At 36.3% G+C, this 25,960-nt stretch carries 29 protein-coding genes; 10 read left to right on the top strand and 19 right to left on the bottom strand.

Annotation, left to right across the window (positions count from 1 at the left end):
* Window positions 1-3: 3 nt before the first annotated feature.
* Genes EXE09_RS04175 through pilG form a run of 3 tightly spaced genes read right to left on the bottom strand, consistent with a single transcriptional unit; the run spans window position 4 to window position 1,316 of the window.
* Window positions 4-540, bottom strand: a complete 537-nt coding sequence (locus tag EXE09_RS04175; RefSeq protein ID WP_068975230.1) for a chemotaxis protein CheW — start codon at window positions 538-540, stop codon at window positions 4-6.
* 3 nt (window positions 541-543) lie between these two features.
* On the bottom strand, window positions 544-912 hold the full coding sequence (locus EXE09_RS04170) for a response regulator (protein ID WP_087553898.1): 369 nt from the start codon (window positions 910-912) through the stop codon (window positions 544-546).
* A 20-nt stretch (window positions 913-932) separates the two neighbouring features.
* Window positions 933-1,316, bottom strand: a complete 384-nt coding sequence (gene pilG / locus EXE09_RS04165) for a twitching motility response regulator PilG (RefSeq protein WP_004827613.1) — start codon at window positions 1,314-1,316, stop codon at window positions 933-935.
* A gap of 282 nt (window positions 1,317-1,598) precedes the next feature.
* On the opposite strand from pilG, the gene EXE09_RS04160 reads away from it, so the two are divergent.
* Complete coding sequence (locus tag EXE09_RS04160; protein ID WP_165382033.1) at window positions 1,599-2,237, top strand: hypothetical protein; 639 nt, start codon at window positions 1,599-1,601, stop codon at window positions 2,235-2,237.
* A gap of 230 nt (window positions 2,238-2,467) precedes the next feature.
* On the top strand, window positions 2,468-4,183 hold the full coding sequence (locus EXE09_RS04155; protein ID WP_130116448.1) for a proline--tRNA ligase: 1,716 nt from the start codon (window positions 2,468-2,470) through the stop codon (window positions 4,181-4,183).
* A 132-nt stretch (window positions 4,184-4,315) separates the two neighbouring features.
* Here EXE09_RS04155 and EXE09_RS04150 read toward each other — a convergent pair whose 3' ends face one another.
* The 8 genes from EXE09_RS04150 to EXE09_RS04115 form a co-directional block, all read right to left on the bottom strand.
* Window positions 4,316-5,812 (bottom strand): tryptophan 7-halogenase, encoded by a 1,497-nt coding sequence (locus EXE09_RS04150; RefSeq protein ID WP_087553900.1) that lies wholly within the window; start codon window positions 5,810-5,812, stop codon window positions 4,316-4,318.
* A 117-nt stretch (window positions 5,813-5,929) separates the two neighbouring features.
* Window positions 5,930-6,877 (bottom strand): DUF6160 family protein, encoded by a 948-nt coding sequence (locus EXE09_RS04145; protein WP_087553901.1) that lies wholly within the window; start codon window positions 6,875-6,877, stop codon window positions 5,930-5,932.
* Window positions 6,878-6,963: 86 nt separating this feature from the next.
* Entirely contained in the window at window positions 6,964-8,361 is a 1,398-nt protein-coding gene (locus tag EXE09_RS04140) for a hypothetical protein (RefSeq protein WP_228257160.1), read from the bottom strand.
* 68 nt (window positions 8,362-8,429) lie between these two features.
* The gene (locus EXE09_RS04135; RefSeq protein WP_087553903.1) at window positions 8,430-10,826 is read right to left on the bottom strand and encodes a DUF6160 family protein; all 2,397 of its coding nucleotides are present in this window, start codon (window positions 10,824-10,826) and stop codon (window positions 8,430-8,432) included.
* 17 nt (window positions 10,827-10,843) lie between these two features.
* Entirely contained in the window at window positions 10,844-11,560 is a 717-nt protein-coding gene (locus tag EXE09_RS04130) for a hypothetical protein (protein WP_130116447.1), read from the bottom strand.
* Between the two features lie 13 nt (window positions 11,561-11,573).
* A complete protein-coding gene (locus EXE09_RS04125) occupies window positions 11,574-13,742 on the bottom strand; it encodes a hypothetical protein (protein ID WP_130116446.1) in 2,169 nt (722 codons plus the stop codon).
* A 257-nt stretch (window positions 13,743-13,999) separates the two neighbouring features.
* The gene (gene dcd / locus EXE09_RS04120) at window positions 14,000-14,569 is read right to left on the bottom strand and encodes a dCTP deaminase (RefSeq protein WP_067665328.1); all 570 of its coding nucleotides are present in this window, start codon (window positions 14,567-14,569) and stop codon (window positions 14,000-14,002) included.
* 160 nt (window positions 14,570-14,729) lie between these two features.
* Window positions 14,730-15,323 (bottom strand): LysE family translocator, encoded by a 594-nt coding sequence (locus tag EXE09_RS04115; protein ID WP_087553906.1) that lies wholly within the window; start codon window positions 15,321-15,323, stop codon window positions 14,730-14,732.
* A gap of 468 nt (window positions 15,324-15,791) precedes the next feature.
* On the opposite strand from EXE09_RS04115, the gene EXE09_RS04110 reads away from it, so the two are divergent.
* Window positions 15,792-16,352, top strand: a complete 561-nt coding sequence (locus EXE09_RS04110; RefSeq protein ID WP_213073882.1) for a DUF2062 domain-containing protein — start codon at window positions 15,792-15,794, stop codon at window positions 16,350-16,352.
* An 82-nt stretch (window positions 16,353-16,434) separates the two neighbouring features.
* On the opposite strand, the gene EXE09_RS04105 is transcribed toward EXE09_RS04110, so the two are convergent.
* The 3 genes from EXE09_RS04105 to EXE09_RS04095 form a co-directional block, all read right to left on the bottom strand.
* The gene (locus tag EXE09_RS04105) at window positions 16,435-16,791 is read right to left on the bottom strand and encodes a hypothetical protein (protein WP_130116444.1); all 357 of its coding nucleotides are present in this window, start codon (window positions 16,789-16,791) and stop codon (window positions 16,435-16,437) included.
* 67 nt (window positions 16,792-16,858) lie between these two features.
* Window positions 16,859-18,166: an iron-sulfur cluster carrier protein ApbC gene (gene apbC / locus EXE09_RS04100; RefSeq protein ID WP_130116443.1), complete on the bottom strand. Its 1,308-nt coding sequence runs from the start codon at window positions 18,164-18,166 to the stop codon at window positions 16,859-16,861.
* A gap of 168 nt (window positions 18,167-18,334) precedes the next feature.
* Window positions 18,335-18,631: a hypothetical protein gene (locus EXE09_RS04095; RefSeq protein ID WP_130116442.1), complete on the bottom strand. Its 297-nt coding sequence runs from the start codon at window positions 18,629-18,631 to the stop codon at window positions 18,335-18,337.
* A gap of 136 nt (window positions 18,632-18,767) precedes the next feature.
* Here EXE09_RS04095 and EXE09_RS04090 point away from each other — a divergent pair, with 136 nt between their 5' ends.
* Window positions 18,768-19,067: a hypothetical protein gene (locus EXE09_RS04090; RefSeq protein ID WP_130116441.1), complete on the top strand. Its 300-nt coding sequence runs from the start codon at window positions 18,768-18,770 to the stop codon at window positions 19,065-19,067.
* Window positions 19,068-19,112: 45 nt separating this feature from the next.
* Here the strand turns inward: EXE09_RS04090 and EXE09_RS04085 are convergent, their stop codons facing one another.
* Window positions 19,113-19,301 carry a hypothetical protein gene (locus tag EXE09_RS04085; protein ID WP_068974801.1) on the bottom strand — a complete coding sequence of 63 codons (189 nt, stop codon included), beginning with the start codon at window positions 19,299-19,301 and terminating at the stop codon, window positions 19,113-19,115.
* 208 nt (window positions 19,302-19,509) lie between these two features.
* On the opposite strand from EXE09_RS04085, the gene EXE09_RS04080 reads away from it, so the two are divergent.
* Together EXE09_RS04080 and EXE09_RS04075 are read left to right on the top strand one after the other, a co-directional pair.
* Complete coding sequence (locus EXE09_RS04080; RefSeq protein ID WP_130116440.1) at window positions 19,510-19,734, top strand: DUF6500 family protein; 225 nt, start codon at window positions 19,510-19,512, stop codon at window positions 19,732-19,734.
* Window positions 19,724-20,071: a hypothetical protein gene (locus tag EXE09_RS04075; protein WP_130116439.1), complete on the top strand. Its 348-nt coding sequence runs from the start codon at window positions 19,724-19,726 to the stop codon at window positions 20,069-20,071. Before EXE09_RS04080 ends, EXE09_RS04075 begins: the two co-directional genes overlap by 11 nt.
* 10 nt (window positions 20,072-20,081) lie before the next feature.
* Here the strand turns inward: EXE09_RS04075 and EXE09_RS04070 are convergent, their stop codons facing one another.
* Window positions 20,082-20,396 carry a putative quinol monooxygenase gene (locus EXE09_RS04070; protein ID WP_068974804.1) on the bottom strand — a complete coding sequence of 105 codons (315 nt, stop codon included), beginning with the start codon at window positions 20,394-20,396 and terminating at the stop codon, window positions 20,082-20,084.
* Between the two features lie 54 nt (window positions 20,397-20,450).
* Entirely contained in the window at window positions 20,451-20,966 is a 516-nt protein-coding gene (locus EXE09_RS04065; protein ID WP_130116438.1) for a hypothetical protein, read from the bottom strand.
* Between the two features lie 193 nt (window positions 20,967-21,159).
* Here EXE09_RS04065 and EXE09_RS04060 point away from each other — a divergent pair, with 193 nt between their 5' ends.
* Together EXE09_RS04060 and EXE09_RS04055 are read left to right on the top strand one after the other, a co-directional pair.
* A complete protein-coding gene (locus EXE09_RS04060; RefSeq protein ID WP_130116437.1) occupies window positions 21,160-21,348 on the top strand; it encodes an antitoxin in 189 nt (62 codons plus the stop codon).
* The gene (locus EXE09_RS04055) at window positions 21,338-21,610 is read left to right on the top strand and encodes a type II toxin-antitoxin system RelE/ParE family toxin (RefSeq protein ID WP_228257159.1); all 273 of its coding nucleotides are present in this window, start codon (window positions 21,338-21,340) and stop codon (window positions 21,608-21,610) included. The genes EXE09_RS04060 and EXE09_RS04055 overlap by 11 nt, the downstream gene beginning before the upstream one ends.
* A 32-nt stretch (window positions 21,611-21,642) precedes the next feature.
* On the opposite strand, the gene EXE09_RS04050 is transcribed toward EXE09_RS04055, so the two are convergent.
* Complete coding sequence (locus EXE09_RS04050; RefSeq protein ID WP_130116435.1) at window positions 21,643-22,473, bottom strand: hypothetical protein; 831 nt, start codon at window positions 22,471-22,473, stop codon at window positions 21,643-21,645.
* 191 nt (window positions 22,474-22,664) lie between these two features.
* On the opposite strand from EXE09_RS04050, the gene metG reads away from it, so the two are divergent.
* Both metG and EXE09_RS04040 read left to right on the top strand, forming a co-directional pair.
* Window positions 22,665-24,722 carry a methionine--tRNA ligase gene (gene metG, locus EXE09_RS04045; protein ID WP_130116434.1) on the top strand — a complete coding sequence of 686 codons (2,058 nt, stop codon included), beginning with the start codon at window positions 22,665-22,667 and terminating at the stop codon, window positions 24,720-24,722.
* A gap of 81 nt (window positions 24,723-24,803) precedes the next feature.
* Window positions 24,804-25,289, top strand: coding sequence for a hypothetical protein (locus tag EXE09_RS04040; protein WP_130116433.1), 486 nt, complete (start codon window positions 24,804-24,806; stop codon window positions 25,287-25,289).
* A 77-nt stretch (window positions 25,290-25,366) separates the two neighbouring features.
* Here EXE09_RS04040 and EXE09_RS04035 read toward each other — a convergent pair whose 3' ends face one another.
* On the bottom strand, window positions 25,367-25,879 hold the full coding sequence (locus EXE09_RS04035) for a DMP19 family protein (RefSeq protein ID WP_130116432.1): 513 nt from the start codon (window positions 25,877-25,879) through the stop codon (window positions 25,367-25,369).
* Between the last annotated feature and the right edge of the window lie 81 nt (window positions 25,880-25,960).

Genomic DNA, 25,960 nt, shown 5'->3' with positions numbered 1-25,960 from the left:
AAGCTAGTTTATAAATTTTTCTGATGCATTCATGTATTGTGGATCATTTAACAAACGGCTAAATAAGAAGACATTCCAAGCCTGATTATGCTGCTGGAAATACCCCTGGCAATACGTTTGAAGATTTCCCTCTAAATCATTATTTTTAGAAAAAAAACCTTTTTTATTAAAATGTTGGATCCCCAAAACTTGATCTACAACCAAACCAACATAATGATCATTATGACTAATACATAAGACTTTCTGAGTAGGTAAAAATTGGCTTCTTTGCCCCGTTAAATAAAAAGCCAAATCAGAAACTGATAATAACCGTCCGCGAATATTGGCTAAACCTTTCACCCACCCTTGAACATTGGGTACGGGCGTATATTTCGGCGGATAAATAACTTCTGAAACCTCACCTAAAGGAGCAACAAAGTATTGCCCCATCATTTCAAATGCAATGCCTGACCATCGGTTAACTTCACTCTCGTTGTCAGCGTAATTTTTATTTCCTCGCTTAGACAACCGAAGTAATTCGATAAATCCATTTGCTGCCATACATTATCCTGCTTGAAGATGCTGCTTAATCGTATTGATTAGCTGATTTTCATCGATAGGTTTTGTAAGGTAATCACACGCACCCTGGCGCTTGCCCCAAACACGGTCAGTTTCCTGATCTTTTGTACTTACAATCACTATAGGAATATGCTTAGTTGTCGCACCACGAGAAATCTGGCGCGTTGCCTGAAAACCATTTACCCCAGGCATCACCACATCCATTAAAATAAGATCTGGTAATTCTGCTTGTGCAGTCGTAACACCGTCAGCACCGTTCGTTGCTTCAATTACATCAAATCCATGTCTACCTAAAATTTCTTTAAATCGAAACATTTCAGTAGGTGAATCATCGACGATTAGAATTTTTGCCATTATTTTCCCCAAGCTCACCGTTATGCACTTACGTGATTGCGTATTGCATTTAATAATTCATCTTTACTAAATGGTTTTGTTAAATATTCATCAGAGCCGACAACACGACCTTTGGCCTGATCAAACAAACCATCTTTACTTGATAACATAATGACTGGAATATTTTGATAATTTTGAGAATTTTTGATTAAAGCACATGTTTGATAGCCATCTAGACGTGGCATCATAATATCGACAAAAACAATATCAGGATTCGCTTCTGCGATTTTAGACAGTGCTTCAAAACCATCTACTGCAGTAACAACTTCACAACCTTCTCTTTGCAATAGCGTTTCGGCAGTTCGACGAATAGTTTTAGAATCGTCGATCACCATGACTTTTAGATTTTGAAATTTATCGTCCATTTAGTGCCCCTTTCCGTAAGCTTGGATAGAATTGTGCTGTACAGATTTATTTTTACAATTAATCATGTTTTTTTAACATATTTTAACTAAAAAGATCAATGAACATTTACTGTCAAAAATCTCACTTCAAACTAAAAACAATGTAAATCTCACACAAAAAAAAATATTCTATCGCTTTTTGAAACTTAATTGTTTATTAAAAATTTGTAAAGCCATAAAATGGTGTGGTAAGAACTTTATAATCATACAAATTGTTTATTTTTTGGGGATGGGACACTTTGAATGAATAGAACAATCTATCTTCAAAATACGAATATAAAAACAAAAAAAATATTTCGTATTTTACTAGCAACACTCTGCATTTGCAGTTCAGCAGCTGTCTATGCTGAATCACAAACCAAAGCTGTTTGGTATCGTTATTACGATAAGAATGGGGTTGCCAATATCAGCACATCAGTTACTCCTGCACATATTAAACATGGATATGAAGCGCTTGATCGTAACATGCAAGTGGTTCAGCGAGCAAAATCTTATAATGTGGAGAAAGATTTACAACAATCCACATCACGTGCAACAGAAATTCGTAGATTAGAACAAGATACTCGCTTGAAACGCGCATATGGCAACTCATCTGTTGCAACCAACAAACGCAATGAATTATTAAATAACTTGAAACAACAGATCGCCTTACAAAATCAAAGCCTTAAACAATACCAAGCAGATCGTATCACATTAAAAAGACAAGAAATGGAGTTTTACCGCAAAGGTAAGACCATACCCACCGCGCTCAAAGAGCGAATTAAATACAACACAGAAAATATTGAACGCACAAAAAGCTATATAGAAAATCTACAGAATACGTACCGCAATACACAAACTCACTATGATGATATTATTTCACGCTTAAAAAAACAGGAATAATCACCTAATTATTTTACGTCTATCCCAATTTATTATAAATAATAAATTAACAAAGTAAGCTAAACAGTGAATTTTTTATAACGCTTAAATATCATACGCTCTCACTTATAAAGTTGAGTAGATCGAAATTTTAAATCAAACTAACATCAAAAATAGCCAGCTAATTTTTTTATCGTATTTTTTTATCGTATAATCTCTGCTTTAAATCTAAAAATTTTAGGACAGTTTCCATGCGCGCGAGTCGCTTTTTATTTGCAACGTTAAGAGAAACCCCAAATGATGCTGAGGTCATCTCACATCAGCTTATGTTACGTGCGGGGATGATTCGTAAATTAGCTTCAGGTTTATACTCTTGGTTGCCGATGGGTGTACGCGTGCTCAATAAGGTAGAGGCGATTGTTCGCGAAGAAATGAACCGTGCAGGTTCATTGGAAACTTTAATGCCAGTCACTCAACCCGCATCACTTTGGGAAGAATCTGGTCGTTATGTGCAATATGGCCCTGAACTTTTACGCTTTAAAGACCGCCATAGCAATGATTTTGTTCTTGGCCCTACGCATGAAGAAGTGATTACTGACTTAGCACGTAATGAGCTTAAAAGTTATAAACAACTTCCAATGAATTTTTATCAAATTCAAACGAAATTCCGTGATGAAATCCGTCCACGTTTTGGGGTAATGCGTTCACGTGAATTTATTATGAAAGATGCTTATTCTTTCCATGTAGACCAAGCATCTTTACAAGAAACCTATGATGTCATGTATGACACATATTGCCGTATCTTCACACGCTTGGGTTTAAACTTCCGCCCTGTGCAAGCAGATACAGGTTCAATTGGCGGTTCAGGTTCACATGAGTTCCATGTGCTTGCTTCAAGTGGTGAAGACGATATCGCTTTCTCTACCGAATCAGATTATGCTGCCAATGTTGAAATGGCGGAAGCTGTACTTGTCGGTGAACGTGCTGCACCGACACAAGAATTAAAAATTGTTGATACACCGAATCAAAAAACCATTGATGATGTGTCTGCTTTCTTAGGTTCTAACCCTGCACATTCTGTTAAAGCACTCCTTGTTCAAGGTGTTGCGGAAGAAGGAAAAGCAGCTCCTGTTGTTGCTTTATTCTTACGTGGTGACCATGAACTCAATGAAATTAAAGCTGAAAAGCATCCTTTAATTGCAGCACCACTGGCTTTTGCTACAGAAGCTCAACTCCAAGAAAAGGGCTTAACCGCTGGTTTCTGTGGTCCACAAGGTCTTGTTGATAAAGGTTTAACTGTTATTGTCGATCGTGCTGCATCTGTGCTTTCAGACTTTGTTGCAGGTGCAAATGAAGTAGATAAACACGTAACAGGTGTTAACTGGGAACGTGATGCGAAATTTACCGAAGTTTATGACTTACGTAATGTTGTGGAAGGCGATCCTTCTCCAGATGGTCAAGGCACGATTTTGATTAAACGAGGTATCGAAGTCGGTCATATTTTCCAACTCGGTCAAAAATACTCAGAAGCACTCGGTTGTAAAGTTTTGGGTGATGATGGTAAACCTCTTGTTGTTACAATGGGTTGTTATGGCATAGGTGTAACACGTGTTGTTGCCTCTGCAATTGAGCAAAACTTTGATGATAAAGGAATCATTTGGCCTGCAGCGATTGCACCTTTTGAAATTGCAATCGTTCCAATGAATGCTCAGAAATCACCACGTACACTTGAAGCTGCTGAAACACTTTATGCTGAACTGCAAGCTGCGGGTTATGATGTGTTACTCGATGACCGTAATGAACGTCCCGGCGTTAAATTCTCTGACATTGAGCTAACAGGTATTCCACACCGCATCGTGATTGGTGAAAAAGGTTTGGATGCAGGGACTTTTGAATATAAAGGTCGTCGTGATGAAGAGTCTGTAAATCTATCTAAAGAAGAATTATTGGCTAAAATTGCAAAATAATATCTTCTTAAAAGCCCTATGAATTTTCATCAATAGGGCTTTTACATCATTCAAAACTCAATACACTTTGAATGTTTCAAATCAATATGACTTTAAGGCACGTCTCTAATCTAAAATAAAAATGCAATCATTTCATTTTGGATTCAGACCTAACCGCTGATAAATTTCCCCAATATCCTGCCCTAGTTTTTTACGCTGTTCAGCTGTTAAATTCATTAGCTCATTTACCGTCACTTCTGCTTTAATATGACCAAGCGCTTGCCCAATGGCTAACCAACTATAAGTGCCAAAATGATGCATCAAATCCATTTGATAATCGGCAAAATCGTAATCTCTAGGAGTTCGATATTTCCAGATTTCTTTTAGTTCTTTATATTTATCAGACATTGGAATATCCTTTGTTGACTTCCAAAATGCCGTGTCATCTCTGGTTGTATCATAATGCATACGAATAAAGTCACCTATCCCTTCCCAAGCATTTCTGTTTTGCTGATTATAAAAATCAATTAAATGATCAGAAACAATCCCTTCGGTTTCTGTAATCACTCGACTTAACAACTCTAACTGCATTAACATTTGCCCAATTGATGTTGCTTCAAGAGGTTCAACAAAACCCGAGGAGAGTCCAACCGCTAAAACATTATTAATCCAAATATCTTTAAAAAAACCAGCCTCAAACTTAATTACTCTTATCGGTTCAACATAATGGCCTAACTTTTTCTCTACTTCATCAATTGCTTTTTCAGGACTAATAAAACCATCATTAAAAACATATCCTGCCCCCACTCTTTCTTGTAAAGGAATTCGCCACAACCAACCACTATTCATTGCGGTCGATCTAGTCACAAGATCAGGATTTGTCAAAGGATGTTTTAAATGAAATGGAATCGCAGTATTCATAACTAGTTTGTTTGCTAAAGAAATCCACTTACTGGAAAAATGCTGACCAATAAAAACTCGACTAAATCCAGATGCATCAATAATAAAATCACTATTAATCACTTTGCCGTGAACCTCTAAAGATTCTATATCTCCATTTTTTTCATTTATATTAATTTTTTCTACCTTTCCTTCGATGTATCGAATACCACGAGATAATGCAATTTTTTTTAAATACTGTGCAACCTTATAAGTATCAAAATGAAAAGATGATAGAAAATTGTGATTTTGAACATTAACAAACATCTTAGTAAGATCATCTTGAGAAGTATTCTCTTCTCTTAATTTTATTGAATCTACAATATTTGAGACGGCTGTATTATGATTAGTTAATACTGATAAAATTGGATAATAACCATTAATTCTTTCATGTTTACTTAAATAAGGGAACATATGATAATATTTGTCATTAGCACATCCTGTGCGCCACCCCTCATAAACAAATCCCAACTTATGAACTGCGCCTGTTTCCTTTAAAAACTCAAGTAGAGGGATTTCTAATTGAAGCAAACTACTCATTAGATTAAGTATTCCTCCTTCACCCACCCCTACTGTTGGAATTTCTTGAGTCGCAACCACAGAAATATAAATATCTTTTTTTAAAATCTTTCTCATTTTTAAGGCAGCAAACCAACCCGCTGTGCCTGCCCCCACAACACATACTTGCTTTATACTATTAAAATTAATCATATTTTCATTGTGTTTATCAATTTCTAATATTCCTTTTTAACGCCTTTACTATTTTTAATCAAGTTCCAAAAAAATCCGCACAAGGCGGATTTTTAATTATTCAGAATAACGCTATTTCTATAGTCCTTTTACAGACATTTTCAAATTGGTAATCGAAGAACCAGTAAGACCAAATGAACCCATTGAGCTATTCTTTAAACCACTAAAACTCGTATCTGTCGAATCTAAAGTTCCTAACATCAGATTATTGATACCAACATCCATTTTACTCGATGTACCTGTATTACCAAAAACCAAAGCATCTGGCTCAAGACCGGCGTAGAAACTATTGAGTGAATAACCATTCGTTGGATCGGTTGCAATCATTTTGAGATCAAAAGAAGCTGCTGTTGCTCCAGCAATCAATGCAATAGGACAACCATTTGCACAAATCGCTTTGATCGCCCCTTTAAACAAAAACATTCTATTTTGCGGTGCATTTCCAAGCTGTAAGTTTACAGATGGCTTATTTACATTATGAAAAGTCAATTCAAATGGTTTTGCTACTGAACCAACACTCAAAAACTTATAAACATCGCTTTTTAGCGTTGTCACATCATATATTGAATTCATATTGGATGCTGTGGATGTAGAATCTGCACCTGCAAGATAGACTGAAAAAGGAGAAATTCGAATACCACTGACATTTTGATCAAAAGCAAAACCTATATTTGCATATGGACTCCCTCCCCCCTCAGCATCAATTTCAATACGTACTGTTGGGGACGATGTTGCACCTAAGAAGTCAACAGAAACTGGCGTATTTGCACTATTTCCAGCAACCACAAAAGAAGCTGCACCAGTATATGTTGGCACAGTCGTTTTCAACAAATGATCACTAGACAATCCATCTTTATCAATGATAGAAAATTGATCTACTTGAATTTTACTTAGGCCCACACCAATACTAATCCCATCTTGCCCTGTTGCTTCTGATAAATCATTATCATTTAAAGCTTCTAAGGCATAAATATTTGAGCTGAACAGCAACGCAACTAGAAAACTATATTTTTTTATTCTTTTCATTTGCCCTATCCTTAAGACAATCAGATCTGAACAAGCTTATATGAGTTTGCTCAGATCCTCAAATACAACCCGATAAGGGGTCACAATTAGCAAAATTTCAAACCACCATAGCAGTTACTAACAGGTTTTTGATTACTATCTAAAAGTAAATTACTTAATGTCATAACCGCACGCGCATTATCTGCAAGTGTAATTGCACCGATTCCTTTATAAATTGGAGCACCTGTAATAGCATCAAATGTTTTCGCCAAATCTAAATCAATGTTATTTTGTGATAGATAGTTAGTAATAAAAGTAGCGATTTGAGGTAAGACATCATCCATTCCAATCCCAGAAGTTGGATTTAATGCACCAAAATCTAAAGGATCTTTAAAAGACAACCAAAATCCAGGTTGTGCAACATCAGCTGCATCACTACCAGGCCATTTAATCTTTTCTGATTGTAGGCTTAGATAACCACCACTAGTGATCGGTAAATTATGAATCAAATTAAAGTTCTGCTTGACAGTTACATTAGCCTTTAAATTATCTATATAAGAACAATTCTTTGTATTACGATTTGCAGCACATCCTGCACTCGTCGTATCTTTTTCCCCCATATAAAACGTCGCTTTATCAGCATAAATTGCACCAAATAGTAAAGAGATTGGTTCATCTAATAACATTTTAATTGCACCATTATCTGCACCAATTGAAATTGTTGGAATTGGCACATCCTGTACCACCAAGTTTAATTGAGACATACGGTTACCACTAACAATCGTTTCAGGAAAATCAAATTGAACCTTCTGAGAAGGAACTTTAATACCCCACGGGCTTCCTCCGTTTGTACTACTTTGCATCGAAGAAGCATCCGTAAAAACTGTTGTAGGAAATAAACCTAAAGCTGTAATCTTAGCAAAGATCCGCTGATCTTCAGTCGTACCAAAAAAAGCCTCTTTCGTAAATGCGTTTACAGGTGTTTTAGCTACTTTAATAAATCCGCTAAAACTTTTAATTCCGTCTGTAGGATTTGCAATATTATCCGTTCCAGCGCTTAAGTAACCCATTATTTTTTCAGCGCTTAAACGAAAACCAGTGACTTCTCTTGTAGAAGCAGAATTCGGATTTTTAATCGCAAACTCGAGAAATGGGTTGGTAATTTCAGCACTCGTACTTGGACGGTCTTTAGACCAAGTTGCAGTACCATCTGCTAACCGCCCATCAGGTAAACCACTCAAAGAAACATTTGACATATCAATATCACATGCTCCGGCACCATTGGTACCTCCACAACCCAATTGTAAATTTTTGATGTTGGCATTTAGTTCAACTTTGGCTTCTAACCCAAGTTTATAGAAACCATAGTCTGACGTATTCTTTCCTTCCCCAGTAGCAGATGGATTTGTATAACCAAGCGACAATAATGCCTGCCCAGTCTGCTCAGATAACTCCGCATCAGTAAGCTCGTGCATCTCTGTTGTTGCAAGAACAGAGGTAGACATCACAACAGATAATATTCCCAAAGCAACTTTGGACTTATTAATTTTATTCATTACAATATCCCTCTGTACTAGTTTCTTGGCGTTAACGTAAGACTGCTATTTAGTCGGCCACCTGTCATCACCATTTCACCTAAACGCTGTCCTGTTGTACTTTTTGAATCTGGTGGGTAAAAATTTATATCTCTAACACGAAAAACTTCACTGGCATTTTGCGCTGGGTTAAAGTTAAATGCATAGTTAAAACTCACGTTACCTTGCTTATCCTCAGTATAATCTTTAGTATTCTTAGTAATTGCAATGCTATTATTAAATCGAACTGTTCCTGATAAGTTATCCAAGCCAATCATCGAACCATCGATCGGATCACTCAACTGTATCGCACCATCTGTAAGTTTATAGTCACCAATAACTGTTAGTGCAGAACCATCTGAAACTGCATTATTTGGAATCAATGCAAATGCCATATCACCTAGCATTTTGATTTTAATACCCAATAAAATATCATTTTTTAACTTAAAATTATCCAACGGCGATGTGTAGTTATAACTCTTATATTTCGCACCTGGTAAGTAACCCGCAGCAAGTTCTGCTGACATCACCATGAGCAAATCTGGCATTGTCAAATTCACATTACCATTTTCAAAGCCTAAACTACCATAACCACGCAATAGCATATCAATATTACGCAAGCCCAAATAATAATCCACTGGCTTATTTGCATTAGCTACAACTGGCCCACCATCAATCAACATAATTGAGGTAGTTTTACTGCCATCAGCACTTTTACCTTCAGTACTCAGCGCCACAGCCAAACCTAAACGCTGAGAGTCTGTAACCAAGTTTTTCCCCACAACACTATTATTCAGAGTAAATACATCACCTGTATAGTTGGTTGCATATGTCGCTAAATTCGCGTTCATATTATAAATTGGAAGTGCCAAACCCCAAGAGTTAGTTTTACTTTTAAATGAACCCGCAGAATCTACACCAGTAGCATCAGTAAAGCGGCCTTGGCGTGCGAGAGCTTGGAAATGCATCCCACGTATTGCCATAATTAAGCTATATGGATTGGTTGTATTATTATGAATTTTGTTAATATAATCTTTAGAATTGGTTAGATATTGACCTGCAATCCCACCAAATTTCGAATTCTGTAAAACACTATTTTCTGGCAAGCGTATTGTTTGAGTATTGGCTAAGTTCATATAGATATCACCACTATCAAAATAAGCTCGCTCAGTTGATCCAGATACCAATGGAGTTAAATTGGAAAACTCAAAGCCATAACTATTTGTTCCAGCCCCGCCAATTTCAAGCGTGGTTGCTTCGCCAGCTTTCCCCCCCTCCAACATCTTATCACCAGTATTGGTGAATTCACCAGACATACGAAACCCAATTCCTGAACTTCCTATCACTGTTGAACTTGTCGCCGTTGTTGAACCTTGATTTGCATAGCCCAAAACATTATTTAAAGTATGTGTATTTGTCGTATTATTATCTACAGGATTTTCTTTCCCTTCAGCATTTATACCTCGTATTTGCAAACTACCATTTACGATACGACCACTTGCACCAACACGAATAACCCCTTTCGCTGCACTTGCATCATAAATCCCTACTCCTGCATCTTTTACTGTAAGAAGTTCCAAATTTATACCTGAACTGGTTCCGGAATAAGTCCCCAACTGTGCTACTGGTATAGATGCTTTATTTGGAGCATCTACACGATCAAAGTCAACATATCCAAGCAAATCTGTTGGTATACTGTCTTTACTTGCTTTACTAGCACCCTGATTTGTCGTAATTAATAATCCTTTTGCAGGATCGATATTCATGAAACCTCGCCCCATTAAATTAAAATTTAATTTGGCTAGTATTTGGTTCTGAGTCAGCGCAGCCAAACCTTGCTTTTGTCCAATAAATAAGTTGATGTTATTTAACCCCAAGTTTAACGCAGCTTGGTCTGAAGCACTAAATAATCCATTCGGAGTTGTAAGTCGAATACCTAATGGACTTGCAACTTGTAAACCTAAACTACCTAAACTACCACTGCACTTAGGTGTGGTTGCTGTATCACACAAAGTCCAACTGTCCATAGACATCGTAAAAGGTTTTAGTGTTAGTTGCGCATCTAAACCCGTTTTTGCTCCCTGACTACCAGCATTAAATTTTAAATTTATCCCCGGTTTTATACCACCAATACCATTAAACACAACATTATTGGCATTTGCTCGTAGCGTTTGCTCAATATTTGTCGAAGTACCTACTTTATCTTCCCAATAAAAATTATCAAATTTTGCTTGATCAAAATTTATACTCAAATCAACACCATCTTGACCATCGACTTTACGAAGATCAACATCTGCAAGTTCCTCTAGTGCAAAGCTCGCATTTGACAAAGTCATGATACAGATAGCCAATAACGATAAATTAAAACTTTTATTAATCTGATTATTTTTATTCATCTTTTCATCCTCTTAAACTAGCAACGCGAATGATCTAAACATGAGAAAATTTTTATATTCCCCCCGATAGATAGGTTCCCATTCATACTTAGCCCCAGAAATCCCTTTTCTCGTGCCACACCAGTATCTGGATTATTTTTATCAAATACTGAATCTGTTGTTTTATCATATTTAGCTGTATTTAAAAAACCTTCAACATTTGTATTGGATACTCCCACATCACTGTCTGTTTCAATCGACATTGATTGAAAACCTAAGTTTCTAATTTTAATTGGTTTATTTACATCAAAAGAAAAATTTAATGCACCGCGATAAGTATCTACACCTGACTTAGACTTAAAGGTTACATCAGAACCATCCAAACCAAGCTTATCTATATTAATCGTTCCCTGAATACCTTTAAAAACAAGCCATTGTTTTTTTCCAGTGGTCGATATAACTCTTTGACCTGTAGCATCATAACTATCATTAGAACCATCATCATAACGATTATTCGCTGAAATCGCTAAACGACAAAACTCAAGTTTGTTATTTGCACAGACTGAGTTATCAAACTTATAGTCACTGGTATGATTCAAACTCATTTTTAAAGCTAAATCTACCCCAGCCTGACCATTCACCTCTGATAGATCACTGTCCGTTAAGGCTATCAATTGTTCTGAATGACCTATCGTACCTACAGTTGACAACATAAAAACCGAAAAGCTAGAAAGTATTAGTTTATTTATATTCATCTTGAATACCCCCTTATAGCCCTGTTGTTGTAAATTTAAAGTGCTGGATAAGTAATCCATCTACTACTGCAGATCCAAAATTATTTTTGGGCGCTGAACCAACAGGGGTCATACCATTTAAAGTACTTTGAATATTCGTTGGCATCGTTGTTTGTATACCTAAAATTTGCCCATTCATATTTTGACGTTGGGTAGTTTCATAGGGGTCAGGTTTTGCAGTAGTTCCTGTTTGTGGTGAAACAGCTGTCCAATTACTATCCCAAGCACCATACGAATAAGTACAAGTCCCCAACCAATTACAACTTGAATTAAATTGCCTATTTTTCATCCAAACCTGAGTGTAATCTTGTATCAAAGATGACGATAAACCACTCACTGTGTTTAACTCACCTATTGACACACCAAAGGCTTCTTTTCCAGTATAAGCGGTTGTTAAGTTTTTTGTTGCATCGTAAACCGTTGAACCAATCGTGATACTACTATGGGTCGCCTTAGAGTCTTGATAATTTACACCACCGATCGTCAGTGTCCCACCACACTTATTGATATTGCAAGTATTACCGAGATAAGTATTTCCGTCATTTAAAGCCATATCAGCTGAAATATCTGAATATTTTTGATAAATCTTACTATACACTGCTGCATTTTTAGGGATACGAGTAAGTTCAAATGAAAAGTTAGAACCATCGGTACTTAACACCAACGGTTGAGCCAAGCCCCCTAAAACCAAATTTATATTTGGATTATATAAAAATATCCCTTCTGCATTCTTATCCGGATAACTATTTGCATTAAAGTTTGGCACTCCCCCACCAAAGGCAGGGGTCCCTACTGCATCTGTTCCTAATAACTCTTGAGTACTAATTCTCAACACACTTTTTGCAGCAGGCATTGTCCATGTATTAGTTGACGTTGCAACAAAGCGACGAGCTGTCACTCCCTCTTGTACCGTACAACCAGCTCCCGCGTTATTTTGTTTTTTTGCAGAAGCACATTGCCCCCCACTCGGGAAACTCCCCCCTGACGGTAATCCATTATATGTTGTAGTTGCTTGAGAACCATCTGGTGGTCTATAGGTTTGCAGCACTCCATCTGATGTATTTGGATTACTTGTTCGATCAACACCTTGTGTATAAATTATGTTTCCTGCTGTATCACGTTTGACACTATTATCAGCATTCCTTGAAAAATCAAGCTGATAAATATTACGCGTTACCGTTCCTAGCGACACACTACCTCTCGCATCAGTACTATCGGTCTTACCACTATTCAAACGGGCTACACCCGCCACACCAAATGTTTGATTATACGACTTAGATAGTCCGTAATTAAACGTCCCCACTTTGTTCGCAGTATCATTTACAAATGCTATAACTTTCCCAGACGCATCCTTTTGCGGGATTAGTTTATAGACATCATACTTACCACCAGTATTACCAACACCCACGCCATCTAAAGAGCGAAATACTTTTAAACTTGAACCATTTACACTAAAACCATCCCATACAGCAGCTAAACGAATACGATTTGACAACCCCTGCATTTTATTTGTAATACTTTCAGGTTGATTTTTATCACGCATAAAAGCATCTGCATAAAACCCCATTTTTAAGTTATATGCTGAGGATTCTGCACCTGTGGTTGGTATAACTTGATTCATTAAAGGGGCTTCAAGCGTTAGATATGAGACATCTTTCGCAATACCAGAAAACGATGGTACTACATCGGTTACAGTCTTTAATATCCATGGATTTAATGTTGTCCCCCATGAGTCTATTGGTCGTGCAAAATCACTTGCACCCGCCCCTAATGCACCGAAACCAACCCCCCAGTCAGCCTTATCACGACCTACCCCATTATTCTTTTTTGATTGTCCTAAAGAAATTCCGTTTACAAATACATCGGCTTTTTGAAATCCTTTGGCTTCTGCCGTTGCAGAAAGAGGTCCAACTGGGATCAAACGAATAGAACCACCGCCCGCAGCTCCAACACCAGCTTCATCTACACCATTGAAACGCATGCTAAAATTTTCTGGCAATAAGGCAATACCCTCACCAGTCGAGTCACTTAAGGTATCATCAGACAATTCTTCTAGCGCAAAGCAATATTGACTCACACTTAAGCCGATAAGTGTAGCCAGTAAAGTTCTTTTGAAATTTACCGTATATTTGAGTGTAGTCATCTTTGACCTTCCTAATGTACACGATGCTCCGCACCATATTTTATTTTTCTAAATATCCGTATTTTAAAGTGATTCCTACATATCACTTAACTTTTATCGCGAAGAATGACTTTTCTGCCAACCATATCGCACTTTCTATTATGCTAATTATTTAATCAAATGCAAAAACATTCATCTATTTTTTGCTATTTTCCGATGAATGAATGAGTGGTTTTCCTTGCCACTCACTTTTATTTATTGAATATCAATACTTTTTATCAAGCCTTCGGTAAAGTCACACCTGTTTGACCTTGGTATTTCCCGCCACGATCTTTATAAGAAGTTTCACATACTTCGTCTGATTCAAAGAACAACATTTGTGCTACACCTTCACCTGCATAAATACGTGCAGGAAGATTAGTTGTATTTGAGAACTCAAGTGTTACATGACCTTCCCACTCAGGTTCAAGTGGTGTGACATTCACAATAATTCCGCAACGCGCATAGGTTGATTTACCCAAACACACAGTCAAAACATTACGAGGAATGCGGAAATACTCAACTGTACGTGCTAAAGCGAACGAGTTCGGTGGGATAATACATACATCAGATTCGATATCAATAAAGCTACGATCATCAAAGTTTTTCGGGTCTACAATTGCAGAGTGAACATTGGTAAACACTTTGAACTCACGTGCGCAACGTACATCATAACCATAACTTGAAACGCCATAAGAAATGAGCTTTTCACCATTTTCATCATAACGAACTTGGTTTTCTGCATACGGTTCAATCATGCCGTGTTTTTCGCTCATTTCACGAATCCAACGATCAGACTTAATTGCCATTTATTTCTATCCCAAAACTGTGCTGTATACTGCGCTGTACTTTAACTGAAAATGCTTTTGAAAGGAATGTTTCTGGAAAAATAGACCCACTCAAGTCTGTATCTACAAACTTGAGGCATATTAAAATTTAAAATAGCGATGAAGATTTTAAATAATGAATTTAAAGACTTAAAATTGCTGAATAGCTTAAAGGTACGGTAAAACTGACTAAAACCAATGATGCTGTTCTCTGCATATTTCGTTGATTCAACCACGTGACTTTATTGCTACAAAGTACTGAACCAATAAATGTCCAAAAAAATGCGATCGGAATAATCAACATCAAAAACACAAGCATATGTGAAATATAGGCAGATAAATTGTGCCATACAAATGCAGGGAAAATCGCAGAAGCAAAAAGCAATGCTTTCGGATTCAAAAGCGTTGCTATAAATAACTCACGGATGCCAATTGTAGCTTGATCAAAGTTTTCGACATGATCTGAAGTACGCCATAGTTTTAATGCTAAGAATAGAATATATCCAGCACTAAACAGTTTTAAAATAACAGGGATACTTGGAAAATGCTTTGACACACTTCCAATAATTACGCCCCATAAACTAATTGAAATAAAATAACCAAGCGCCTCTGCGGGGATGAGCCCGAGAGATTTACGAATTCCAACTTGAATTCCAGAAGATGCTAAAAGCGTATTGGTTGGTCCAGGTGTCAAAAGAATTGTCACGACCAAGCCAACAAAAAACCATGAAATCATTAACTGACCTCACAAATCGAATAAGCGCAGATTAATTGTTTTGTTTTAAATAGGCAAAAAAATATTTGTAAGAGAACTTATTGCAAATTGTCATAATTTTTCAACATTTATATGTTAATCAATATATTAGATTACAAATTAGAATTTAGAACTACAAAGTCACATGCAGATTAATGTTTATTAAACATCCAAGACCTGAATGAATCCCTTAATTAACATACAGTTAATGTGTGATTTAAATCACTTTACACCCCAAAATTTAGAACAATTTTTCATAGATTGGTATGCACATTTGAAGCAACTTTTTATCTCCCCTAATTACTTGTTGAATTTAAGTTTTATTTCAGTTTATTCGCCTAATCTTTACTCAAGTTGCTTCTTTTACAATTTACCTCACTTGTAATAGATGGATAAATACTGTCGTTTTTTGCACGATTCAGGCACAATAGTAAGGTCTCTTTTATTTCTATTTTTATGGCAAAGCATTTTTTTCAGTCTTGGCTTCCATCCCCAGAGCGAGTCAAAAATTTGAAATTCATGAAGATTTTTGGCAATAAAGCCTTAAGTCCAATGCTTTGGTATGTCAATCGAAAATCTATTTCTAAAGCCATGTTTATTGGAACGTTTTGGGGAATTTTACCAATACCTTTTCACACTGTTCTAATTGTTTTTACAATTTTAATTTTTGAAGCCAACCTCCCGATTGGATTACTGCTTTCTTGGATTATGAATCCATTAACGATCGTACCAATTTTGTTTTTAGCTTTTTGGATTGGTTCAAAGATTTATCATGTCCATATGATCAATAAAGACATGTTAATCGGTGTTTTCCACCAAATTATCAATTGGATTAAAAATTTTGGACATGGTCATATTGATTTGAGTTTAGCTAAAATTTTAGCGACTGGGTTATTAATCGAAGCCCTAGTCTTTGCAGCATTATTATTTATCGTTACGCGTATTTACTGGCGTTGGAGTGTGGTTAAAAAATGGAATAATCGCAATAATAGCGAATTACATCACCAATAATCCATTTTATCTTTGAGCTAGAATCAGGGCTTTATCATCATTTGTTATTCCACAAAGTTAGAACAAACAAGCTGACTGATTTTTAATTTAATACAACTTCGATTAGCTCAGAATGTCCTGTTGAAAGATCCCCATTTAGCCATTGCCAATCTTCTACGAGTTTAATGACATCATTTTCGAGTAATTCGATTTTGGTTTTACAATATCCAGTTCTTAATTCACCTGTTACTGTTAAATGTTGATAGCAAATTTCAAAACTATCTTCAGTGAGCATTTGCCCGATGATTGAACCAACTTGCACCCCCCCACCTTCATATTTTGCCGTGATTACTTTGCCTTTTTGATTATAATAAAAACGTGTTGCTCCATTTACATCCCCATTGGCTGTATTGGCAAGGCTCATAAATATTTTATTATTGAGTAGATTTAGATTTTTCATTGTTTCCTCAAACTATTTTGATGCCCTCTCTATCATACAAATAGAGAGGTATTGTTTAAGGACAATATCAGAAAATTCTCTGTGGGTCTTTTTCGACTTTAGGCAAAGATTGAGCAATTTTTTCTGCAATCGTAATATAGTTTTCCGCCACAGCATCTCCTGCAACCACAGATGGTTTACCTGCATCAGCATTTTCACGGATTTGTACATTTAAAGGTAAGCGTCCGAGGAGTGGAATGTCATATTGTTCTGACAATAGATCACCACCACCTGTGCCAAAAATTTGCTCTTCATGACCACAGTTTGAGCAGACATGTGTCGACATGTTTTCAACCACACCAATCACAGGAATTTGAACTTTATTAAACAGTTCAATCCCTTTTACTGCATCCATCAAAGCAACGTTTTGTGGCGTTGTCACGATTACAGCACCCGTCACTGGAATACGTTGTGCAAGGGTCAATTGAATATCACCTGTACCTGGTGGCATATCAATCACCAAGACATCTAGGTCTGGCCAAAGTGCTTGATTGAACAATTGCATTAAAGCACCTGTTGCTTTCGCACCACGCCATGCGACTGGCGTATTTTGTTTTCCAATCAAATGACCAATCGAAAGTGTCGCCATCCCATAAGCTTCAAGCGGAACAAAGTTTTCACCCTCAATTTTCGGTGTTTGACCTTCATTGCCGAGCATGGTTGGAATACTTGGTCCATAAATATCGGCATCTAAAACACCCACTTTTAAGCCCAGTTTTTGTAAAGCCAATGCCAAATTCACAGTCGTGGTTGATTTACCTACACCGCCTTTACCTGAAGATACAAGAATCACATTTTGAATGCGTGGATGCTTCGGAATATCACGTTGTTGCGGTGCAGCTTTTTGAATCGGCGGATTGTTCGGATCTTCTTCTGCATTCTTACTTTCAGTCTGCTTTTGAACTGGTGCTCCTACATTTGAAGAAGCATCAACCACTGGCGGTAATTTTTTATTTTCAGCTTTAGGTTTAGACGAACAATTGTGCCCTGACTGACCATGTGAATCACTTGAACAACTTTGTCCATGCGCATGACTATGTGAATGATCATGCTGAATTTTCTGTTGAATTACATGCATATTCAACTCTTCGATGCCACATTTTTCCAAAGCATCAACCAAATCATCATGAATTTTTTGTAAATGGTCTGCCTCTTCAGGATATGTATTGATGGTGAGTTGCAATACACGACCTTCCACATTCACCTGTGTAATGCGGTCTTTTAATCCATTTTGAGAATTGGGCAAAATATAGTTTTGCAAAACAGTTTGGATTTCTTCCTCTTTCACCTCCTGTGCAGGAGAAAAAACGGATTTAAGCGAAGAAAGCCACGACATAGATTTGCTCCAAATTTGCAAATACACCAAATACTGAATGCTTAGTGTAACTGTAAATCGCATCAAGGTTAAGCATACTTCTATTCAGCTTTTTGAATGTGCTTATAAATCCAAGTGATTTAGTTGGTTTAATTTAATATTTCTGGCTTAACATCAGAAAATTCAGTGTTATTGACCTTGATGTTTTCGCTCTCGATAATAGTCTATGAACAATTGACCAAAAATACGCGCTTCACCTTGTGCTTTAATTTGATCAGGAGAGATCACTTTTATTTTTTCTTGTGACCATGTCATAAATTCAGGATCTATCAATATTTTATCTAACTCAGCTTGAGGAATTCGTCCAAAACGCTGTGCATAGCCCATTGCATCTGACATCATTTGACCTGATTTCTTAGACATTCGATAGATAAATAAACATCCAATGACAACAACAGCGAGAATCACCCAGATTAAAATATTCATCTCTTTCCTTTTTTTAATTGATCAATTTTTCGTTAATATTTCCGATACAAACTTTAGCTGGCAATTTCGTTATAGTATTTTTTGAATTTATTTTACAAAGTAAATCCTTCATTTTCTAAAAATAATAGGTTTAATCATGTTTCGTATTTTTACTTTAATTTTGACACTTTTGCTTTCAAATACTGTATTTGCAGGAACTGCTGCCTCTTCTGTTCGTACGGATTCAGGGCAAATTGTTTCAGTGGGAGATAGCCTTACGGAGATGAGTTCACGTATTAATCAATCACCAGTTTCAATGAATTCTTATGAAACAAAAGAGGGAGAAACCACTGTAACTGTGTCTGATTATACTTATGATATTGATAATATCCGCTACACCTTCACAATCATTAATAATCAAGTTAAAAAAATTGAATGGACACGTAAAGACATTTAAAAGCCGTCAATTGAATAATTAACAGCTTTTCGTTAAAACAAAAGTTTAAGCATCTTCATCTTTGCCATGTTTTAAATCATTCAAGGCTTTTTCACCTTTCAACAAAGTTTCTTGCGCTTTGTGTTTTAAATTATCTGCCACTTTTTCAGCGCCCAACGTTGCTTCTTTTGCTTTGAGCTTTAAATCATCTTTCACTTCAGAAGCTTTATTTTTTAAATCGTCTAAACTGGTCATAGGCTTATTCCTCATTTGTTTGAAATGAATTACCACAGCTTTGTTATACCAATAGAAAATACTTTAAGGCTTAAAAACTGCAATTTGAAACAATCGAGCAACATACTGTAGCGAAAAAATTTAGCCACTTTCTGCAATCAATGCGCATGAATAAATGACCATTCTAGGTTAGGATTCTATTTACGCTCATCAGGTTTTAGCCAGCACTATGAATCAACATTTAAGAAATAAAATCATCCAAATCTGTGACGATAAAATTGCCAAAAAAGGTGAAAATGTCGGTCTATCTTTTTATGCATTTTTCGCCAACAAAAATGATGATCCTGAAACTTTGATGCAAGTAGCGACATGGTGGATTCAAACACATCAACTCGATCATTTTGAAAAAGCTGTAAAAATTAAAAATATGATTGAGGATGAATATGGAAAATAAAAAACTGACTTATCTTTGGTGGGGAATAGACTTACACAGTTCTGTGGTGACATACGATACCATTTCATGGCTGACAGAAGACGACCGTTTAAATTCAGAATCTTGTTATGAGCTCTCTGAAGATTTATTACAGATTGAATTTAAAGATAAAAATCTGCTCATTGATGTGGGTTGGTATAATCCGTTTCAAACCAAGCAAGGTTTTTTTCGGATTGAACTTATTCAGAACATGAATTGGGAAAGACCGCTGTTTAAGCGAAATTTTAGAAAAATAAATACCGTAAAACAGCAAATCTCTCAACTGATCAGCCGAATTGAGCAGCAACAATTTCAATGATGCAAAATCTTTAAACTGATCTCAGGGGTGTCAGCAATGCCTCATAACTTTGCAAATGGGTAAACACACCATTCTGTCGTTTATGTGCATCAATCAGAGGAACAAGTCTTTGAAAATGCTCAGATTCAACATGTGCGTCCAAAGCAGCACGATCTACCCATTCTTCTATAAAGACAAAATGACCAATCTGTTTTAAATCATGATACAGATCGTAAGCAATACAGCCTTGCTCTTGTTTGGTTTTTTCAATCAATTCCTGATACAAAGGCAACACCACCTCTATTTTATCCTCTTGAATAAAATCTTCTGCAATCAATTTCAGCATATGTATTACCTTAAAATTCATTCATTGATATCAGCGTTATTTTTAGCATATTTTTTATAGTGGCGGAGTCTGAATCAGTTTATATTTAGCGACCTTTGTGGTGCGTTGATTTAGATTACGCATCGGTAAGAAACATTTTAAATACATGATATTGGCACTGATCAAACCAATCAAAAGCGGAACTGACAATACAATCAGACTGATAATACCAAAGCCTAAACTCTCCTGAATTTCACCCATTCGACCATCAAGGAACTGGAAGAAAAAGATCAGAAAAAACCACAATGTACCTAATTTAAAAATAAGCTTAAACCACTGTTTCAGTTCAAATATTTTCTGTGGTTGGCTTAGACATCTTAAAATCAACCAAAAACAGATCATGCCCAATAGCATTAAAATCGGGGTGAGATAGAGCATCACTTCTATGCCCCGCTGTGCAGTTCGGTCTGATGCTGCAACAAATAAATCACCATGATAAAAATTTAAAAACAAACAAAATGGTATCACCAATCTGGAAACAGCCATTACACTGGCAAAGATTGCCGAGAAAAATAGTGTCCAAGATCGCATTAATATTCTCCTTTTTGATCTTAGATTGAGTGTGCATGGATGAAATGTGATTTAGATGAGAGCAATGTGAAATTTGGGTGAAGTTTAATGATCAATATTGAATTGATTCAACAAATATCACACTACATTTCTCTTGCTTGATTACATTTTGAATATGCTAAAATATGATCAACAATCAACCTGAGTGATCGTGATGAATGAAGTATTTGATCCTTTCGTGTCAGAATTTGACGATGCGGATATGGAACAAAATTACAATGAATGGCTGAAAAACAAAGTTGAACAGTCTATTGTCGATTCACGCCCATCCATTTCACATGATCAAGTTATTGAACGCATGAAGCAAAAGCGCGAAGAAAGATTAAAAAATCTTGACCGTTAACTGGAAAATAAACGCTGTTCATGACTTAGAGGAAATTATTGATTATATTTTCATTCAAAACCCTGAAGCCGCAATAAATCTCGAAGATGAAATTTTAAATACGGCTGAGAGCCTTGCTGATATGTCATACAGTGGGCGTATAGGTCGAGTTTCTGGGACGAGAGAAAGGATTGTACATCCCAATTACATGATTATTTATCAGGTTTTATTTGATTCAATTGAAATTCTCAATATCGTACATACAAAAAAGCATTATCCATAACTTCAAGTATATAACATCAATAAAATCTGTTTTTATTTCACAGTTGCCATAAAACTCACCGCACTCAATAACCAAACCCACAACACAAAACAACGCCCTCGATTAAAATGATTTAACTCTGTGCCATGTAAAATATTATGACGAGTCGCAGTCACAGTTGAACTATTATCCATTTTATAAGCTGCAAGTTCTGAAAAATACGGATTCAACTCATGGGCAATTTTGGCTTTGTGCCACAAACTCTTAATTTCATGACCTTTTAAACCAGGTACGATTTTATAGACATCGACAAACTTGCTATCTTGTTGTTTTAAATAGCCATGTTGAATTAAAACATCGGTGAGTAAACCTTCCAATTGTGCATACAAAATTGGCGCACAACCTGCATATAACCCCAAATCATACAGTTTAAAAGCTTCTTCAATCACATGCTTACGCGAAGCTTTATTTTCACCAATTTCAAGTGCATCAAAAGCTTCAAAAAACTCAGTTTGAAAATGTTGACCATTCACCACATTCAAAAGATTAAAGCTTTTTAAATCTTCAACTTCATGAATCTCTTGCCAAAAATTCAATAAATACAAAGCATCATTAGCCACTTTGGCATCCAATTCCTGATTGAGCTCATCCGCAAGTACATTGAAATAAGGCTCTTGTTCAGCCAATTGATGTAAGGTTTTCTGTAAATAACCATGCTCATCTTCAGCAATATCTTCAAGGTAGATTTGTGCTTCTTTTAAGATATTTTTTCCAAGTTGTTGCTGACTGCCTTTATTTTGCGGAATACGGGTGACTTCACGATCAAAGTCATCATCGAAATCGTGATCAAGCCTATCATTATCAAAAGTATTTTTATGAATCATGGTCAGCTCACTCTCAGCAATTACAAATTTGGAAATAGACAGCAATATTCTATCCGAATGGTTCGATGAAAATGTGAAATTGTATAAAAATCTACATTTGAATAGAATTCACCTATTCTATTGTGCATCTTCATAGCAATTACGTTAAAATCAATGCCCTTGCATTAACTTTGAGAAAGAGAGTTATATCCGTGCGAAATATTTTAGTCACTAACGCCCTTCCATACGCAAATGGTCCGATTCACATGGGTCATTTACTCGGCTACATCCAAGCAGATATCTGGGTTCGTGCCATGCGTGCAATGGGTCATAACGTGACTTATGTCTGCGCGGATGATGCACACGGTACAGCGATCATGCTTCGTGCAGAAGCGAATGGCATTACACCTGAAGCGCAAATCGCCAATGTTCAAAAAGAACATATCCGTGATTTTGATGGTTTTGGTGTACATTTCGATCACTACGATTCAACCAATAGTGAAGAAAATAAAAACCGCTCATCTGAGATTTATATCAAAAACCGTGAAGCAGGCAATATTGCGATTCGCCCTGTGACACAGTTATTTGATCCTGAAAAACAAATGTTTCTGTCTGACCGTTTCATCAAAGGCACATGCCCGAAATGTAAAGCGGAAGATCAGTATGGCGACTCATGTGAAGTCTGCGGTACAACGTATAACGCAACTGAATTACTCAATCCAAAATCGACTTTGAGTGGTTCAACACCTGTTGAAAAATCATCAGATCATTACTTCTTTAAACTGCCAAACTTTGCAGAATACTTGCAGAAATGGACACGTGACGAAGGTCGTCTCCCTGTTTCCATCGCAAACAAGTTAGATGAATGGTTTGAAAATGGCTTGAATGACTGGGATATCTCACGTGATGCACCTTATTTCGGTTTTGAAATTCCAGATGCACCAAATAAATATTTCTATGTTTGGGTTGATGCGCCAATTGGTTATATGTCGAGTTTCGAGAACTATGTAAAAACCAAACGTCCTGACTTAAGCTTTGATGATTATTGGAAAAAAGATTCTCAAAATGAAGTTTATCACTTCATTGGGAAAGACATTGTTTACTTCCATGCGCTGTTCTGGCCTGCAATGCTTGAAGGTGCAAACTACCGTACCCCAACAGGTTTATTCGTAAATGGCTTCCTGACTGTCAATGGTCAGAAAATGTCTAAATCACGTGGTACTTTCATCAAAGCAGAAACCTATCTCAACCATTTAAATCCTGAATATTTACGTTATTACTTTGCGTCTAAGCTTTCGGATAAAGTTGAAGATTCTGACTTAAACCTTGACGATTTTGTTCAAAAAGTAAATTCTGACTTGGTCGGTAAAGTTGTGAATATTGCGAGCCGTTGTGCAAAATTCATTAACACCAAATTTGACAATAAATTATCTGCAACCTGTGCAGAACCTGAACTGGTTCAAAGCTTTATTGATGCAGGTGATTCGATTGCTAAGTCTTATGAAGCACGTGAATTCTCAACCGCAATCCGTGAGATCATGGCGCTTGCAGACAAAGCCAATCAATATATCGATGAGAAAAAACCTTGGGCGCTTGCGAAAATTGAAGGTGAAGAACAACAAGTTCATGACGTGTGTTCTGTAGGTATTAACCTGTTCCGTCAGTTAGCAGTTTACCTTGCACCTGTATTGCCTACATTGGCTCAACAAGTTCAGGATTTCTTGAAACTTGAATCCTTCAACTTTGCTTCAGCAAAAACTGTATTGGCTGATCATGAAATTGCATTGTTCCAACCTTTAATGCAACGTGTTGATCCTAAAGCTGTAACTGCGATGGTTGATGCTTCTAAAGACTCTTTAGCTGCTGCTGCCGAAGCTCCAAAAGCTGAGAAGAAAAAAGAAAAAGCTAAAGAGAAAAAGCCTGAGCCTAAAGTGGGTGAGGCAGAAATTATTGGCATCGAAGATTTTATGAAAGTTGATCTTCGTGTCGCAGAAGTTTTAGATGCTGCAACGGTTGAAGGTTCTGACAAACTTCTTCAATTGACTTTAAATGTTGGTGAAGCTGAACCACGTAATGTATTCAGTGGTATTCGTGAGTTCTATGAACCTCAAGACCTAAAAGGCAAATTGGTGGTGATGGTTGCTAACCTTGCACCTCGTAAAATGCGTTTTGGTATCTCTAACGGTATGGTTTTGGCTGCGGGCAATGGCGAAGGTGTTTGGGTGATTTCACCTGAAACTGGAGCTAAAGCAGGTGATAAAGTGTCTTAAGGTTTAGTTTTTAAACGGAAGCCTCTACACATGTAGGGGCTTTTCTATGATATATTGCATAAAATTAAAGTCTATAATTAAATGAAAATCATAAAAAATCTAATTACAAAAAAGCCTGCTTTTACCGTAATTGGCCCTTTTATTGGGACATTTTGTGTTGCTATCACATTTCACGCATCAATTTTTCAAAGAAATCCACAACATTTTTTACAAGGTTTAATCACACCCTCAATTGTTCTTCCAATGATAGGTGCATTGTTTTTAATAACTCCTTTTGGTTATTTATTTGGATTTATTCCTGCTACGATTACCAACTTATTATTTGAACATTTCTTTAAGGAAAAAATACTGACTGCAAATTTTTTGAAAGCATTTGGGTATGGCTGTTTATTATGTCTTATGTGGATGCCTTTCATTTTTATTCTCACCATGCTGACATGGAATAATATTAACGTTTTTCTATATGTTTCATTGATTATGATCGTTCCGTCAACTTTGATATGTACTTTGATTGAATGGAAGAAAGCAATGAAAAACTCACCTTATTTACCTTTAAATAAATTGTAAATTCACTCAAATAGTTTAAACAAATTCTTTAATTGAACATAATGCTGTAGTTTTTGATCAAGCTGATCTGGAAGCTCTCAAAATATTTTATCTAATTTATCTAATTCGATATTTTCTACGTCTCCTTTGCTATTTAATATATCAAATCTTAACTGCTGATCACTTGGAACATCCACACTCCCAAATAATTCTACTTTGGCATTTTCCAATAACTCTAAACTTTTAAAAGCTTTTAGCTCCTCGAGGGCTCGTACAGTCTCCGCATAATAATCTCCTGAACTATTATAGAAATACTGATCAAATCCACCATTAAATACTTCTCCAATCAACACATTTATAACAAAATAGACTTGTTCTTCAAAAGCTAAGTTTCTTAAATCAGCTACACAAGATACCTTTTGTGATAAATTTAACCAATATTTATATTCTTCTGAGTCTCTATATTTTTTATCATCTTGATAACGTTTTTTAGATTCTTCTATTTGTTTCCTATAACCTTTTGCACAAGGTACACATAGACCGTTATTTTTTGTTGCTGTATCAATCAAAATCAAAGTATTGCATTCTAAACAAGCTACTTTTTCTTCCATTTCTTACCTTCTTCTAATTCTAGCTTTCTTTGATTTTATACAATTTACTAAAGCTTTAGGCAATAAAAAACACCCTCAACA

It is taken from the genome of Acinetobacter sp. WCHAc060025 (genome assembly GCF_004209355.1).
Classification (GTDB): Bacteria; Pseudomonadota; Gammaproteobacteria; order Pseudomonadales; family Moraxellaceae; genus Acinetobacter; species Acinetobacter wuhouensis.
The sequence above is the reverse complement of the archived record's forward strand: the minus strand, read 5'-3'. Positions and strand labels throughout refer to the sequence as shown.

Coding starts and splice junctions, on each gene's coding strand:
- EXE09_RS04175 (WP_068975230.1), bottom strand. CDS start 540: ATGGCAGCAAATGGATTTATCGAATTACTTCGGTTGTCTAAGCGAGGA.
- EXE09_RS04170 (WP_087553898.1), bottom strand. CDS start 912: ATGGCAAAAATTCTAATCGTCGATGATTCACCTACTGAAATGTTTCGA.
- pilG (WP_004827613.1), bottom strand. CDS start 1,316: ATGGACGATAAATTTCAAAATCTAAAAGTCATGGTGATCGACGATTCT.
- EXE09_RS04160 (WP_165382033.1), top strand. CDS start 1,599: ATGAATAGAACAATCTATCTTCAAAATACGAATATAAAAACAAAAAAA.
- EXE09_RS04155 (WP_130116448.1), top strand. CDS start 2,468: ATGCGCGCGAGTCGCTTTTTATTTGCAACGTTAAGAGAAACCCCAAAT.
- EXE09_RS04150 (WP_087553900.1), bottom strand. CDS start 5,812: ATGATTAATTTTAATAGTATAAAGCAAGTATGTGTTGTGGGGGCAGGC.
- EXE09_RS04145 (WP_087553901.1), bottom strand. CDS start 6,877: ATGAAAAGAATAAAAAAATATAGTTTTCTAGTTGCGTTGCTGTTCAGC.
- EXE09_RS04140 (WP_228257160.1), bottom strand. CDS start 8,361: ATGTCTACCTCTGTTCTTGCAACAACAGAGATGCACGAGCTTACTGAT.
- EXE09_RS04135 (WP_087553903.1), bottom strand. CDS start 10,826: ATGAATAAAAATAATCAGATTAATAAAAGTTTTAATTTATCGTTATTG.
- EXE09_RS04130 (WP_130116447.1), bottom strand. CDS start 11,560: ATGAATATAAATAAACTAATACTTTCTAGCTTTTCGGTTTTTATGTTG.
- EXE09_RS04125 (WP_130116446.1), bottom strand. CDS start 13,742: ATGACTACACTCAAATATACGGTAAATTTCAAAAGAACTTTACTGGCT.
- dcd (WP_067665328.1), bottom strand. CDS start 14,569: ATGGCAATTAAGTCTGATCGTTGGATTCGTGAAATGAGCGAAAAACAC.
- EXE09_RS04115 (WP_087553906.1), bottom strand. CDS start 15,323: ATGATTTCATGGTTTTTTGTTGGCTTGGTCGTGACAATTCTTTTGACA.
- EXE09_RS04105 (WP_130116444.1), bottom strand. CDS start 16,791: ATGAAAAATCTAAATCTACTCAATAATAAAATATTTATGAGCCTTGCC.
- apbC (WP_130116443.1), bottom strand. CDS start 18,166: ATGTCGTGGCTTTCTTCGCTTAAATCCGTTTTTTCTCCTGCACAGGAG.
- EXE09_RS04095 (WP_130116442.1), bottom strand. CDS start 18,631: ATGAATATTTTAATCTGGGTGATTCTCGCTGTTGTTGTCATTGGATGT.
- EXE09_RS04090 (WP_130116441.1), top strand. CDS start 18,768: ATGTTTCGTATTTTTACTTTAATTTTGACACTTTTGCTTTCAAATACT.
- EXE09_RS04085 (WP_068974801.1), bottom strand. CDS start 19,301: ATGACCAGTTTAGACGATTTAAAAAATAAAGCTTCTGAAGTGAAAGAT.
- EXE09_RS04080 (WP_130116440.1), top strand. CDS start 19,510: ATGAATCAACATTTAAGAAATAAAATCATCCAAATCTGTGACGATAAA.
- EXE09_RS04075 (WP_130116439.1), top strand. CDS start 19,724: ATGGAAAATAAAAAACTGACTTATCTTTGGTGGGGAATAGACTTACAC.
- EXE09_RS04070 (WP_068974804.1), bottom strand. CDS start 20,396: ATGCTGAAATTGATTGCAGAAGATTTTATTCAAGAGGATAAAATAGAG.
- EXE09_RS04065 (WP_130116438.1), bottom strand. CDS start 20,966: ATGCGATCTTGGACACTATTTTTCTCGGCAATCTTTGCCAGTGTAATG.
- EXE09_RS04060 (WP_130116437.1), top strand. CDS start 21,160: ATGAATGAAGTATTTGATCCTTTCGTGTCAGAATTTGACGATGCGGAT.
- EXE09_RS04050 (WP_130116435.1), bottom strand. CDS start 22,473: ATGATTCATAAAAATACTTTTGATAATGATAGGCTTGATCACGATTTC.
- EXE09_RS04040 (WP_130116433.1), top strand. CDS start 24,804: ATGAAAATCATAAAAAATCTAATTACAAAAAAGCCTGCTTTTACCGTA.
- EXE09_RS04035 (WP_130116432.1), bottom strand. CDS start 25,879: ATGGAAGAAAAAGTAGCTTGTTTAGAATGCAATACTTTGATTTTGATT.